This is a genomic window from Arthrobacter sp. DNA4 (genome assembly GCF_024362385.1).
Classification (GTDB): Bacteria; Actinomycetota; Actinomycetes; order Actinomycetales; family Micrococcaceae; genus Arthrobacter.
This window is the reverse complement of sequence record NZ_CP101466.1, coordinates 816,486-831,635: the sequence shown is the minus strand read 5'-3', so window position 1 is coordinate 831,635 and position 15,150 is coordinate 816,486. Positions and strand designations below refer to the sequence as shown.

At 61.2% G+C, this 15,150-nt stretch carries 5 protein-coding genes and 3 rRNA genes; 1 reads left to right on the top strand and 7 read right to left on the bottom strand.

What is annotated here, in order from left to right; translation table 11 throughout:
• Positions 1-1,056, top strand: coding sequence for a LacI family DNA-binding transcriptional regulator (locus NMQ03_RS03950; RefSeq protein WP_255174472.1), 1,056 nt, complete (start codon positions 1-3; stop codon positions 1,054-1,056).
• Here NMQ03_RS03950 and NMQ03_RS03945 read toward each other — a convergent pair.
• The 7 genes from NMQ03_RS03945 to NMQ03_RS03915 form a co-directional block, all read right to left on the bottom strand.
• The gene (locus tag NMQ03_RS03945) at positions 1,053-1,580 is read right to left on the bottom strand and encodes a hypothetical protein (RefSeq protein ID WP_255174471.1); all 528 of its coding nucleotides are present in this window, start codon (positions 1,578-1,580) and stop codon (positions 1,053-1,055) included. The two genes, NMQ03_RS03950 and NMQ03_RS03945, sit on opposite strands and share 4 nt — an antisense overlap.
• Positions 1,581-1,684: 104 nt before the next feature.
• Positions 1,685-1,801 (bottom strand): 5S ribosomal RNA (gene rrf / locus NMQ03_RS03940).
• Positions 1,802-1,960: 159 nt separating this feature from the next.
• Positions 1,961-5,084: ribosomal RNA gene (locus NMQ03_RS03935) — 23S ribosomal RNA — on the bottom strand.
• Between the two features lie 514 nt (positions 5,085-5,598).
• Positions 5,599-7,118, bottom strand: a 16S ribosomal RNA gene (locus tag NMQ03_RS03930).
• The 16S, 23S and 5S rRNA genes sit together here, the layout of an rRNA operon.
• A 458-nt stretch (positions 7,119-7,576) precedes the next feature.
• The gene (locus NMQ03_RS03925; RefSeq protein WP_255174470.1) at positions 7,577-11,272 is read right to left on the bottom strand and encodes a 1,4-alpha-glucan branching enzyme; all 3,696 of its coding nucleotides are present in this window, start codon (positions 11,270-11,272) and stop codon (positions 7,577-7,579) included.
• A 1-nt stretch (position 11,273) separates the two neighbouring features.
• Positions 11,274-13,067 carry a maltose alpha-D-glucosyltransferase gene (gene treS / locus NMQ03_RS03920; protein WP_255174469.1) on the bottom strand — a complete coding sequence of 598 codons (1,794 nt, stop codon included), beginning with the start codon at positions 13,065-13,067 and terminating at the stop codon, positions 11,274-11,276.
• Positions 13,064-15,106, bottom strand: coding sequence for an alpha-1,4-glucan--maltose-1-phosphate maltosyltransferase (locus NMQ03_RS03915; RefSeq protein ID WP_255175532.1), 2,043 nt, complete (start codon positions 15,104-15,106; stop codon positions 13,064-13,066). Before NMQ03_RS03915 ends, treS begins: the two co-directional genes overlap by 4 nt.
• Positions 15,107-15,150 lie beyond the last annotated feature (44 nt).

Sequence of the window (15,150 nt, the reverse complement as noted above, 5' to 3'; positions counted from 1 at the left end):
GTGGCAGGCATCAAAGAAGTTGCCAGCCGGGCCGGCCTGTCGGTGGCCACCGTCTCGCGGGCACTGAGCGGCAAGTCCAACGTCTCCTCCAAGAGCCGCCGCCTGGCCCAGGAAGCGGCCCGGGAACTCGGGTTCGTTCCGTCCTACCACGCGTCAAGCCTCGCATCAGGGCGGAACCACAACATCGGGCTGGTGGTGCCCAGCGTCCAGCGCTGGTACTTCTCCTCGGTACTGGAAGGCGTTTCCGAAACCCTGCTCGATGCCGGCTATGACCTGACGCTTTACAACGTGGGTGAACAGCCGGAGCGGCGCAACAGCATCCTGACCGACTTCCTGCTGCGGAAACGCCTGGATGCTGTAATCGCCGTGGCGCTGGTGCTCAGCGAGGAAGAGATCCGGCAGCTGCTGGCCGTGCACCGTCCCATCGTGGGGATCGGAGGTGCCCTGCCCGGGGCCTCGACCATCAGGATCGACGACGAGGGCCTGGCGATGATGGCCACCAGCCACCTGATTGGGCTGGGACATACCCGGATTGCGCATATCACCGGGGATGCGGGGCTGAACCGGGACTTCAAGCTTCCGCAGCTACGGCAAAAGGGCTTTTCGGCGGCAATGGCCGCAGCAGGGCTGGGACTGCGGCCGGAGTGGCATGCCACTGCCGACTTCACCATCCAGGGCGCTTACGCGGCAGGCCGCCGGCTGCTGGGAACACCCACGGAACGGCCCACGGCAGTTTTTGCCGCCTCCGATGAGATGGCGGTGGGCGTCATACTTGCCGCGCGCGACTTTGGTCTTCGGATTCCGGAGGATCTCTCCGTGGTGGGCATTGACGGGCACGAGCTGGCAGAGACCTTCGGGCTGACCACCGTGAGCCAGGATCCGCGGGGCCAGGGAAAGCTGGCGGCCGCCACTGCTTTGGCCCTGCTGGATGGCGCCGGCAGGAATCCCGACGGCGGTCCGGCAGCTACGGCAGCACAGGACCAGGAATACCCGACGGAATTCGTGATCCGGCACAGCACCGCCGTGCCTGGGGACCCGGCCGCGCGGACGGCCTAGGACAGGACTTCGGAAGGTGCGGCGTCCGTTGAGTCGCCGGCACCCATGAACCGGGCAAACCGTTCCAGGATCAACGGCCACGCTTCCACATAGGCATCGCGCGCGGCAACGGGGTCCTCAGCCCCTTCCCACCCTTCGTGGAAGACACGGACCTCCGTTTCCGCCTCAACGGCGCGGAACACCACCAGGAGCTCAGTGGACCACAGCGCCGTGGTTCCGGGGTGCCAGGAGGCATGGAAGGACAGCGGCGGCTGCCAGTCATCGAGGGTACCCCAGATGCTGGTGCGGCCATCGTCAGCCGTCTCAAGGATGAGGTTCTCCTCGAACTCCACATAGGAACCGGCCCCATAGACACCGTGCCGCTCCAAGGGCCACCACAGGTGGGCGTGGTCGGTGAAGCCTGCGAAAGCACGGGCCACCGGACCCGGTACCCGGACGGTGTTCACCACGGGCTCCAGGGGATCCGAAGCCTGCTTACCGTCGTCTTGGGAGGGGTCCTGGGCGTGGCTGAAGATGCTGCTCATGAGGGTCAATCCTACCCGCGGACATCCGGCCGTCCGGCGGCATCGGTCTGGAGGTTAAAGTCGAAGGGCCCTGACATTCCTTGTCAGGGCCCTTCGTAATGTATGTCCGGCGGTGACCTACTCTCCCACACCCTCCCGGGTGCAGTACCATCGGCGCTGTGGGTCTTAGCTTCCGGGTTCGGAATGGGACCGGGCGTTTCCCCCACGCTATGACCGCCGTAACCCTTGTACCCGAACCCCTGGGGGGGGTTGGGAAATCTGTGGTTACAACATGTGGTGTTGTATTCAGTTGTGTTGGTTCCTACCACTACCCGCATGTGTTGGGGGTTGTTGGTTGGGAACCACATAGTGGACGCAAGCAGAATTTTGTATGTATCTGTGTGGTGTAAGTTATTGGCCTATTAGTACCGGTCAGCTTCACGAGTCGTTAGTCCTCGCTTCCACATCCGGCCTATCAACCCAGTGGTCTGGCTGGGGGCCTCTCACACATAATGTGTATGGAAATCTCATCTTGAAGCGAGCTTCCCGCTTAGATGCTTTCAGCGGTTATCCCATCCGAACGTAGCTAATCAGCGGTGCACTTGGCAGTACAACTGACACACCAGAGGTTCGTCCGTCCCGGTCCTCTCGTACTAAGGACAGCCCTTCTCAAATTTCCTGCGCGCGCAGCGGATAGGGACCGAACTGTCTCACGACGTTCTAAACCCAGCTCGCGTACCGCTTTAATGGGCGAACAGCCCAACCCTTGGGACCTACTCCAGCCCCAGGATGCGACGAGCCGACATCGAGGTGCCAAACCATGCCGTCGATATGGACTCTTGGGCAAGATCAGCCTGTTATCCCCGAGGTACCTTTTATCCGTTGAGCGACGGCCATTCCACAATGTACCGCCGGATCACTAGTCCCGACTTTCGTCCCTGCTCGAGATGTCTCTCTCACAGTCAAGCTCCCTTGTGCACTTACACTCGACACCTGATTGCCAACCAGGCTGAGGGAACCTTTGGGCGCCTCCGTTACTTTTTAGGAGGCAACCGCCCCAGTTAAACTACCCATCAGGCACTGTCCCTGACCCGGATTACGGGCCGAAGTTAGATGTCCAAAGTGACCAGAGTGGTATTTCAACGATGACTCCACCCGAACTGGCGTCCGGGCTTCAACGTCTCCCACCTATCCTACACAAGCCACTCCGAACACCAATACCAAACTATAGTAAAGGTCTCGGGGTCTTTCCGTCCTGCTGCGCGTAACGAGCATCTTTACTCGTACTGCAATTTCGCCGAGTTTATGGTTGAGACAGCGGGGAAGTCGTTACTCCATTCGTGCAGGTCGGAACTTACCCGACAAGGAATTTCGCTACCTTAGGATGGTTATAGTTACCACCGCCGTTTACTGGGGCTTAAATTCTCAGCTTCGCCGTGAGGCTAACCGGTCCTCTTAACCTTCCAGCACCGGGCAGGAGTCAGTCCGTATACATCGTCTTGCGACTTCGCACGGACCTGTGTTTTTAGTAAACAGTCGCTTCCCCCTGGTCTCTGCGGCCCCGATCCCCTCCCGGACGCGAAGTCCGATCAAGGTTGGGGCCCCCTTCTCCCGAAGTTACGGGGGCATTTTGCCGAGTTCCTTAACCATAATTCTCTCGATCGCCTTAGTATTCTCTACCTGATCACCTGTGTCGGTTTGGGGTACGGGCGGCTAAAACCTCGCGTCGATGCTTTTCTCGGCAGCATAGGATCACCAAATCCCCCCAAACGGGGGTCCCATCAGATCTCAGGCCATATGAGTGGCGGATTTGCCTACCACTCGCCCTACATCCTTAGACCGGGACAACCATCGCCCGGCTCGGCTACCTTCCTGCGTCACACCTGTTAATACGCTTGCCTCCCAGGATCAGGTCCCGCGCTCCACCAAAACCCTTCACCCACAAGGGGTGTCGGGCAGGTCTCGGGCGGTTAGTATCCCCTGTTCAACATGGACGGTTTTTCGCCGGTACGGGAATATCAACCCGTTGTCCATCGACTACGCCTGTCGGCCTCGCCTTAGGTCCCGACTTACCCAGGGCAGATTAGCTTGACCCTGGAACCCTTGATCATTCGGCGGACGGGTTTCTCACCCGTCTTTCGCTACTCATGCCTGCATTCTCACTCGTGTAGGCTCCACCGCTGGTTTACACCGCGACTTCACCGCCCACACGACGCTCCCCTACCCATCCAGACGCCTGAACCACAAGGGCTTAGCTAAATATCTGAATGCCACAACTTCGGCGGTGTACTTGAGCCCCGCTACATTGTCGGCGCGGAATCACTTGACCAGTGAGCTATTACGCACTCTTTTAAGGGTGGCTGCTTCTAAGCCAACCTCCTGGTTGTCTGGGCAACTCCACATCCTTTCCCACTTAGCACACGCTTAGGGGCCTTAGTTGGTGGTCTGGGCTGTTTCCCTCTCGACTATGAAGCTTATCCCCCACAGTCTCACTGCTGCGCTCTCACTTACCGGCATTCGGAGTTTGGCTGACGTCAGTAACCTTGTAGGGCCCATTAGCCATCCAGTAGCTCTACCTCCAGCAAGAAACACGCAACGCTGCACCTAAATGCATTTCGGGGAGAACCAGCTATCACGAAGTTTGATTGGCCTTTCACCCCTACCCACAGCTCATCCCCTCCATTTTCAACTGAAGTGGGTTCGGTCCTCCACGACGTCTTACCGTCGCTTCAACCTGGCCATGGGTAGATCACTTCGCTTCGGGTCTAGATCACGCCACTCACACGCCCTATTCAGACTCGCTTTCGCTACGGCTGCCCCACACGGGTTAACCTCGCGACGTAACACTAACTCGCAGGCTCATTCTTCAAAAGGCACGCCGTCACCAGAATCAGACTGGCTCCGACGGATTGTAAGCACACGGTTTCAGGTACTGTTTCACTCCCCTCCCGGGGTACTTTTCACCTTTCCCTCACGGTACTGGTCCGCTATCGGTCATTAGGGAGTATTTAGGCTTATCAGGTGGTCCTGACAGATTCGCACGGGATTTCTCGGGCCCCGTACTACTTGGGATACTCTCACAGGCGGTACAAACACATTACGGTTACGGGACTAACACCCTCTCTGGTAAGCCTTTCAAAACCGTTCACCTATGCGCGCACATCACACCCCACCAGCCCGGCAGAACTGGTATGGAAAGTCCCACAACCCCGACCATGCAACGCCCGCTATCACACATGGAACGGTTTAGCCTGATCCGCGTTCGCTCGCCACTACTAACGGAATCACTATTGTTTTCTCTTCCTGCGGGTACTGAGATGTTTCACTTCCCCGCGTTCCCCCCACGCACCCTATGTGTTCAGGTACGGGTCACCAAGTCACTCGCGCGCTTGGCGGGGTTTCCCCATTCGGACACCCTGGGATCACAGTCCGGTTATCGACTCCCCCAGGCTTATCGCAGATTCCTACGTCCTTCTTCGGCTCCTAATGCCAAGGCATCCACCGTGTGCTCTTAAAAACTTGACCACAAAGATCAAAAACAAGCTCACTCGAGAGAACCACGAAAACTGTCCCGCGCACCCAAAGGCACACGAACCAGATCCAGGTTCATTTATCTTGGAAATTGCTTCTTATACAAGATGCTCGCGTCCACTATGTAGTTCTCAAACAACAACCCCACACCACACACCCCACACACACGTGCGTGGACCGTCATGGCAGGGAAACCAGAAACAAACACTCCCACCAGAACACCACCCACACCCCGAAAGGCGAAGACAGCGAACCCGTGGTCCTGTTGCCTCAGGACCCAACAGTGTGCCAAACACGAAAACCACCACATCACCACGCCCACCGTTCCAGAACCACCACCAGGTGGGATTCGTACTAGAGAAGGACACGACAACACAACGGCCGCTATTTGTTGATATTCCACCCATGAGCACCCGCCGCAGGACAATCGCCTGCGCAACGGGCTTGCTTCCTGACAACCCCCACACCCGGACATACATCCAGGCCGGTAGCTGTAGGCGCTCCTTAGAAAGGAGGTGATCCAGCCGCACCTTCCGGTACGGCTACCTTGTTACGACTTAGTCCCAATCGCCAGTCCCACCTTCGACAGCTCCCTCCCACAAGGGGTTAGGCCACCGGCTTCGGGTGTTACCAACTTTCGTGACTTGACGGGCGGTGTGTACAAGGCCCGGGAACGTATTCACCGCAGCGTTGCTGATCTGCGATTACTAGCGACTCCGACTTCATGGGGTCGAGTTGCAGACCCCAATCCGAACTGAGACCGGCTTTTTGGGATTAGCTCCACCTCACAGTATCGCAACCCTTTGTACCGGCCATTGTAGCATGCGTGAAGCCCAAGACATAAGGGGCATGATGATTTGACGTCGTCCCCACCTTCCTCCGAGTTGACCCCGGCAGTCTCCTATGAGTCCCCACCATCACGTGCTGGCAACATAGAACGAGGGTTGCGCTCGTTGCGGGACTTAACCCAACATCTCACGACACGAGCTGACGACAACCATGCACCACCTGTAAACCGACCACAAGTGGGGGACCTGTTTCCAGGTCTTTCCGGTTCATGTCAAGCCTTGGTAAGGTTCTTCGCGTTGCATCGAATTAATCCGCATGCTCCGCCGCTTGTGCGGGCCCCCGTCAATTCCTTTGAGTTTTAGCCTTGCGGCCGTACTCCCCAGGCGGGGCACTTAATGCGTTAGCTACGGCGCGGAAAACGTGGAATGTCCCCCACACCTAGTGCCCAACGTTTACGGCATGGACTACCAGGGTATCTAATCCTGTTCGCTCCCCATGCTTTCGCTCCTCAGCGTCAGTTAATGCCCAGAGACCTGCCTTCGCCATCGGTGTTCCTCCTGATATCTGCGCATTTCACCGCTACACCAGGAATTCCAGTCTCCCCTACATCACTCTAGTCTGCCCGTACCCACCGCAGATCCGGAGTTGAGCCCCGGACTTTCACGGCAGACGCGACAAACCGCCTACGAGCTCTTTACGCCCAATAATTCCGGATAACGCTTGCGCCCTACGTATTACCGCGGCTGCTGGCACGTAGTTAGCTACGCTTCTTCTGCAGGTACCGTCACTTTCGCTTCTTCCCTACTGAAAGAGGTTTACAACCCGAAGGCCGTCATCCCTCACGCGGCGTCGCTGCATCAGGCTTGCGCCCATTGTGCAATATTCCCCACTGCTGCCTCCCGTAGGAGTCTGGGCCGTGTCTCAGTCCCAGTGTGGCCGGTCACCCTCTCAGGCTGCTACCCGTCGTCGCCTTGGTAGGCCATTACCCCACCAACAAGCTGATAGGCCGCGAGTCCATCCAAAACCACAAAAGCTTTCCACCAACCACCATGCGATGATCAGTCATATCCGGTATTAGACCCAGTTTCCCAGGCTTATCCCAGAGTCAAGGGCAGGTTACTCACGTGTTACTCACCCGTTCGCCACTAATCCACCAGCAAGCTGGCATCATCGTTCGACTTGCATGTGTTAAGCACGCCGCCAGCGTTCATCCTGAGCCAGGATCAAACTCTCCGTTGAAAACAAACAGACACAACCAAAACCACCGGAAATAACGGCGACAAAGGCTGCACAAAATTTGAAACCAGCTAAAAACACCAAACCACACCACAGGGGCGGCACGATTCGGCAAATTCAACCAATTACATACATAATCGGTATCAACAAACTTGGCACACTATTGAGTTCTCAAACAACAGACACACCCGGCACCACCCAAACCAACGTTCAGGATCGCTCCGGAGCAACTTTTCAAACTTACCCGCTGGTTTCCTGCGTGTCAAACCGGCGTCCGCGACCATCCTCAGCATATGCTTGGGGGTCGGTTTTCCGTCTGACTCCGTGGAGCAGCGCGGAAATAAACTCTACCACCACTCCTCCCGGATCGCCAGTCCGCCCCCACGTGGCCTCCTGTAGGCAGCCGAAAGGCCCGGAATCACGCGGATTCCGGGCCTTTTGTGGATGACCGCCCTGGCGGGTCAGCTTACCGTTGATGCTCCTGGTTTGAAGTAGGACGCCCCGAGCGGAGGCAGCGTGACAGTCAGTGTCGCCGGCTGTCCGTCCTGTCCTTCGTCCACTGCCTTCAGCTCGCCGTCGTTGAGCACACCGGATCCGCCGTAAGTGGTGTGGTCGGTGTTCAGGACCTCGGTCCAGGCCCCGGCGGTGGGGACACCCAGGGTGTAGCCGACATGCGGGGCACCGGAGAAGTTGATGGCGCAGACAACCGGGTTGCCGTCGGCGTCCCACCTGATGAAGGACAGGACGTTGCGGTCCGCGTCGCCACCGTTGATCCACTGGAAACCGGCGGGAACGTTGTCCTGCGTGTACAGCGCAGGGGTGGACGCGTACAGCTCGTTGAGGTCCTTGGTCAGCAGCTGCAGTCCCCTGTGTGCAGGGATATCCGCGAGCCACCAATCCAGGCCGTGCTGTTCAGACCACTCGGCTTCCTGGCCGAACTCGGTGCCCATGAAGATGAGCTGCTTGCCGGGGTGCGCCCACTGGTAGGCAAAGAAGGCGCGGAGGTTCGCCAACTGCTGCCAGCGGTCACCGGGCATCTTGCGGAGCATGGAGCCCTTGCCGTGGACAACCTCGTCGTGGCTGATGGGCAGCAGGAAGTTCTCCGTGAAGGCGTAGACCAGGGAGAACGTCACCGTGCCGTGGTGCCACCTGCGGTTGTAAGGGTCCTCGGAGATGTACTTGAGGGAATCGTGCATCCAGCCCATGTTCCACTTCAGGCCGAAGCCCAGGCCACCGTGGCTGGTGGGGGCGGTAACGCCCGGAAACGCCGTGGATTCTTCCGCGATCATGACAGCACCGGGGTGCGTCTTGTAGACGGTGGCGTTGACTTCCTGCAGGAAGGAGATGGCTTCCAGGTTTTCCCTGCCGCCGAAGCGGTTGGGCCGCCACTGTCCTTCCTGGCGTGAGTAGTCCAGGTAGAGCATGGAGGCCACCGCGTCCACGCGCAGGCCATCGATGTGGAATTCCTCCAGCCAGTAGAGGGCATTGGCCACCAGGAAGTTACGGACCTCGGTGCGGCCAAAATCGAAGATCAGGGTGCCCCAGTCGGGGTGTTCGCCAAGGGCAGGGTCTGCGTGTTCGTAAAGGGGCTCCCCGTCGAACTGGGCCAGCGCCCAGGCGTCCTTCGGGAAGTGCGCCGGTACCCAGTCCAGCAGGACGCCGATGCCTGCCTGGTGGAGGGAATCCACCAGGTAGCGGAACTCATCCGGATGTCCGAACCTGGACGTGGGCGCGAAATAGGACGTGACCTGGTAACCCCAGGAACCGCCGAACGGGTGCTCCGCGACGGGCATGAATTCCACGTGCGTGAACCCGAGCCACTTGACGTACTCCACCAGTTCCTTGGCGAGTTCGCGGTAGCCAAGGCCCAGGCGCCACGACCCGAGGTGCACTTCATAGACGCTCATGGCGGAGTTGTGGGGGTCGCGCTTGGCCCGCGCTTCCATCCATTCGTCATCCTTGAAGGCGTAGGAGGGTTCCACCACCCTGGAGGCAGTCAGCGGAGGCACTTCGGTACCGAAAGCCAGTGGGTCTGCCTTTTCAACCCAGTAACCGCCCCGCGTCAGGATCTCGTATTTGTAGCAGGCGCCGGCGGTGACACCGGGAATGAACACCTCCCAAACGCCGGAGGAACCCAGCGAGCGCATGGAGTGTTCCCGTCCGTCCCAGGCGTTGAAGTCACCCTTGACGCGGACGGCCTGCGCGTTGGGGGCCCACACGGCAAAGGACACACCGTTGACGTCTCCGAGCGTTGACTTGTAGTGCTGGACGTGGGCGCCAAGCACCTGCCACAGTTTCTCGTGCCGGCCTTCGCCGATGAGGTGCAGGTCCACTTCGCCCACTGTGGGCAGGTAGCGGTAGGGCTCGTCAACGGTCACCGTGTCCTTGCCCGGGTAGGTGACCGAGAGCCGGTAGTCGGGAACATGGCCCTGCTCCAGCGGATCCAGCACCGCAACCCACACTCCGTGGGCCTCGTGCTCCATGGGAACCTCTCCGGCCTGCGTGACTACGGAGATTGCTTCGGCGAGGTGCTTCACGGTCCGGATGGTGACGTGCCCGTAGTCGTCCAGGTGCGCGCCCAGGACGGAGTGGGGGGCGTGGTGTTCACCGTTCGCGATCCTGCCCAGGGTGCCTTCATCCACGGGCAGGGGCACCCCCGGGCGGTCAGTTCGTGCTGAGCCTGTCATTTCGTTACCTTCCGATGCTGCACCGGCGGAGTCGCCGGCACCGTTGCTGCCCAGGAGCCGCCTGGAGGCGTTTACGGGAATCGCCACCCAGTCGGGCCTGTTTCGCATTTCATAAACAACTTCGTACAGTGCCTTGTCCAGCCACAATGCCACAAACAGTGGTGAGGTTCGGTCCACCGTTCCGGGAATGACCCCGGCATACCCTGCCAGGAAGGCGTCAGAGCAGTCGTCAACCCAGCTGTCCGGAACCTGGGCTCCCTCCTGCTCGCGCTGGGCTGCTCCGGCGGCGTAGTCGAAGGACCGCAGCATGCCGACGACGTCGCGCAGGGGCACGTCCGGGACGTTCCGTTCGGCGATGGGTCGCAGGGGCTCGCCCTCGAAGTCCAGGATGGCCCAGCGCGACTCGTCGCCGGACTGGCCGGTGACCTGGAGGATCTGGCCCAGGTGGAGGTCGCCGTGGATGCGCTGCAGGGGCGCGTCGGGAACCTTGGCCAGGTCAGCCAGCAGGGCGTCCAGGGCATCGTCGTAAGGCCCGACGGCGGCCCGCGCTTCCGCCCAGGCGTTCCGGACGCGCATTGCAACAGCGGGTCCTGCTCCCTTGGGTGCAGAGCCGGCGGACGTCCCGAGGGCTTCCGCCAAGCGTTTGTGCACTGTAGCGGTGGCGGCGCCCAGGGCCCTTGCTTCTGCCGTGAAGTCCGTGCCGGAGCGGGCTGCGTCCACTGCCAGCCGCCAGGCATCGCGGCCACCGGCGAGGAATTCGTGGGCCACCGCAAGCTCACCCTGGACGTACCGGGTACCCTGGCCGGTGCCGCTGGAGGCGTGGTTGCCGTGCCCCAGCCACTCGCCCCGGACCCAGCCAAGGGTGGCAGGGACTTCCGAAGTTCCTGCCTTCGTCAGCGCCGCTCCCACCTCGATCTCCGGGTTGGTCCCGTCAGACAGGACCCGGAAGAATTTCACCATGGCGGCCGATTCGCCGTCGTCCACAATGACGGAACTGTTGGACTGCTCGCCGGAGAGCACCTTTACGACACCCTTCGCAGTGGGCAGGCGGTACGGTCCCTCGACGCGGAATCCCGTCGCGGTGCCGCTGTCCGCTCTCCCCTCCTGCCGGATGAGCTCCAGCCACGCGCCCACGAAGTCGGGGTCGTGGACGGCGTCGTAAACCCAGGGGCGGGTGGGATCCATTCCGGCCGCTTCCCCCACCAGCGCACGCTCCATGCCCCCTGCCGGTGCCGGCCGGAAGCTCAAGGGAACCTGGACGACGGCGGTGCGCTTGCCGCCGTCGGGCCCCTGGGTGGTGACGTTGAGGAGGAACACGGCAAGTGCCGCGTGTCCGCTGGGGTCCGCCAGTCCCAGGCTGCCGGCCTGGGAAATGGCGAAATCGGGGGTTTTGACCGGGAACCAACGCTGCTGCGGCAGCCATTCCTTGAGCAGCGCGGTGAGGGCGGGAGTGAGGATTGGCTGGTTCATCTCAGTTCTCTATCGACAGGATGGGCATGGCCTGGGTGTAGGGCGACGATGGGTTCGACCCCGCCGACCGCATCCGAAGCCAGAAGAAATCGTGGCTTCCGATGGTCAGGGTAAGGGTGCCGTCGTCGCCGATGCCGGGGAAGATCTGTCCGCCAAACACATCGCGGAGCCCCCGGCCGGCATATTCAGGAATCCGGAGCGTGGCAGCGACCGGGTGCTGGGAGAGGTTGAAGGCGCACAGGATGGTCTCGGCGTCGGCACCGTCAGGGTTGCTGGTAAGCAGCTCGCGCAGGTACGCCAGGACGGCATCGTGGTCTGCTTCCACATGCTTGAAGCCGCCCAGTCCGAACGCGGGATGGTTCTTGCGGACGCTGAGGATCTGCCGGGTCCAGCGCAGCAGGGACCCGGAGTGGGCAGCCTCGGCTTCGACATTGGCCATGGCGTAGTTGTACACCAGGGACTGGATGGGCGGCAGGTACAGCTTGCCGGGGTCGGCATGGGAAAAGCCGGCGTTCCGGTCCGGGTTCCACTGCATGGGGGTGCGGACGGCATCGCGGTCCTCGAGCCAGATGTTGTCCCCCATGCCGATCTCGTCTCCGTAGTACAGGAACGGGCTGCCCGGCAGGGAGAGCAGGAGCGCGTTGATCAGTTCTATTTCGGCCCGCGAGTTATCGAGCAGGGGTGCCAGCCGGCGGCGGATGCCGATGTTGGCGCGCATGCGTGGGTCCGGGGCATACCAGCCCAGCATTGCCGCGCGCTCATCGGCGGTGACCATTTCCAGGGTCAGCTCGTCGTGGTTGCGGAGGAACGTGCCCCACTGCGCGCCCTCGGGGATGTCCGGGGTGTCGCGCATGGTTTCGATGATGGGCGCTGCCTTTTGGTCGCGCAGCGCGTAGTACAGCCGGGGCATGATGGGGAAGTGGAAGGCCATGTGGCACTCGGGTTCATCGACGGTGCCGAAGTATTCCACCACCTCGTTGGGCGGCTGGTTCGCTTCGGCGATGATCACGCGGCCGGGGTAGCGTTCATCCACCATTTCCCGCAGCCGGCGGAGGAACTCGTGGGTGGCCGGAAGGTTTTCGCAGTTGGTGCCCTCCTCCTCAAAGAGGTAGGGAATGGCGTCCGCCCGGAAACCGTCAATCCCCTGGTCCAGCCAGAACCGGACTACATCGAAGACGGCCTCGATCACCTTGGGATTTTCGAAGTTCAGGTCCGGCTGGTGGCTGAAGAACCGGTGCCAAAAGAACTGCCGGCGGATGGGATCGAACGTCCAGTTCGATTCCTCCGTGTCAACGAAGATGATGCGTGCGTCCTGGTACTTCTCATCCGTGTCGCTCCAGACATAGAAGTCGCCGAAGGGACCATCCGGATCCTTCCGGGATTCCTGGAACCAGGGGTGCTGGTCAGAGGTGTGGTTCAGCGGGAGGTCGATGATCACCCGGACGCCGCGGGCATGGGCTTCTGCCACAAGCCGCTTGAAGTCGCTGATGGTGCCGAATTCATCCAGGACTGAGTTGTAGTCGGAGATGTCGTAGCCGCCGTCCCGCAGCGGTGATTGGAAGAACGGAGGCAGCCAGAGGCAATCAACCCCCAGCCACTGCAAGTAGTCCAACCGGTCGATGAGTCCGGAGAAATCCCCGGACCCATCGCCGTTGGCATCCGCAAACGCCCGGACCAGTACTTCGTAGAACACTGCCTTGCGGTACCACAAAGGGTCATGCTGAAGGCCAGGCGCATTTAGCTCGAACGTGCTCTTGGGAGTGAAGTGGCCGGAACTTTGCGGGTTGAAACTCACTGATGCATTCTCCTCACGCTCAGGATGTGGGCGGGCTCCACGTGCGGATCAAGCCGTACGTAGTTGAACTCGCCCCACTCCCAGCTTTGGCCGGAGATAAGGTCATCCACATAGAAGCCGCCGCCCGGGGTGATGTCCTGGGGGTCGAGCTCAAGGGCCGCCAGGTCCAGGGAGACGCTGCATTCCTTCGTAACGTGCGGGTCCACGTTGACCACCACGATGATGGTGTCCTTGGAGCCGTCGGGAAGGGTCTTGTGCTTCGAGTAGACAACAGTGGAGTCATCGGTGCTCTGGTGGACCGTCAGGTTCTGCAGGTCCAGCAGCGCGGGGTGGTCCCGCCGGATGTGGTTGAGCCTGGTGATGTAGGGGGCCAGCGTGCGTCCGGACTCGGCGGCGGCGTCCCAGTCGCGGGCCTTGTACTCGAACTTCTCGTTGTCGATGTACTCCTCCGCGCCGGGCCGGGCAACGTGTTCGAACAGTTCATACCCGGCGTAGACGCCCCAGAGCGGGCTTCCCGTGGAGGCCAGGACGGCCCTGATCCGGAACGCCGCCGGTCCGCCGTACTGCAGGTACTCCGTGAGGATGTCCGGGGTGTTGACGAAGAAGTTGGGCCGGAAGAACGCCGGTGATTCGTGGCTGACTTCCTCGAAGTAGGTCGCGATTTCCTTCTTGGTGTTGCGCCACGTGAAGTACGTGTAGGACTGCTGGAAGCCGGCCCTGCCCAGGGCGTGCATCATGGCGGGGCGGGTAAAGGCTTCGGCCAGGAAAACAACACCGGGTTCGGCTTTTTCCACTTCCGCAATGAGCCATTCCCAGAACCACACTGGTTTGGTGTGCGGATTATCCACGCGGAAAATCTTTACGCCGTGGCTGACCCACAGCAGCACGATCCGCAGAATTTCCCGGGAAAGTCCTTCCGGATCATTATCGAAATTGAGCGGATAGATGTCCTGGTACTTCTTCGGCGGGTTTTCGGCGTAGGCAATGCTGCCGTCCACCCTGGTGGTGAACCATTCGGGATGGGACTGCACCCACGGGTGGTCCGGGGCGGCCTGGAGTGCGAGGTCCAGGGCTACCTCCAGGCCCAGTTCGTTGGCACGCGCCACGAAGGCATCGAAGTCCTCGAAGGATCCGAGGTCGGGGTGGATGGCGTCGTGGCCCCCTTCCTTGGCTCCGATGGCCCAGGGTGAGCCGGGATCATTGGGGCTTACCACCAGGGTGTTGTTGGGTCCCTTGCGGAACTGCACGCCAATCGGGTGGATGGGGGGCATGTAGAGGACGTCGAAGCCCATGGCTGCCACGGCGTCCAGCCGTTTGGCGGCGGTACGGAAGTTACCTGACGTCCAGGCGCCGGTGTTGTGGTCCTTGACGGCGCCTTCGGACCGGGGGAAGAACTCGTACCAGGCGCCCCGCCCGGCCCGGTCCCGCTCCACCAGGAGGGGGTATTTTTCAGAAACGGTGACCAATTCCCGGATGGGCTGGCGGGCCACGATGTCCGCGATTTCCTGGCTGAACCCGGCCCCGAGCCGTTCCTCCGTGCTGCGGGACTGGTCGCCCAGGACCTCTGAGGCACGCCGCAGGGCTGCCCGGTCCACCTCGTCCCGGAAGTCCTCCGCGGACGCTTCACCCAGCAGTTTGGCACCTTCGGCGAGCATGAGTTCGACGTCGACTCCGGCGTCGATCTTCACCTCGGCGTTGTGGTGCCAGGTGCCGTAGCGGTCGTGCCAGGCTTCGATCACAAAGGACCAGTTCCCCGTTTCCGACGGCGTGAGCACCCCTTCCCAGCGGTCCGTGCCCATGCCACGTTCCCCGCGGGGCGGCGCAAGGCGGACGCGCTGGCGCTCGGCACCGGAGGGGTCAAGGAGCACGGCGCTGACGCCGAGCTGGTCATGCCCCTCGCGGAAGGCGGTGGCGCCCACAACGATGGCTTCGCCGGGCAGGGCCTTGGCCGGGAATCTGCCGCCCTCGACGACGGGCTGCACGGCAGTAATGGGAAAACGCCCAAACCGCAAGTCCTCGGTGATACTGCGCTGGGGCATTTTGGTGGATGCGGCACTGGTTCCTGAGTTAGTCGTCACAGGCT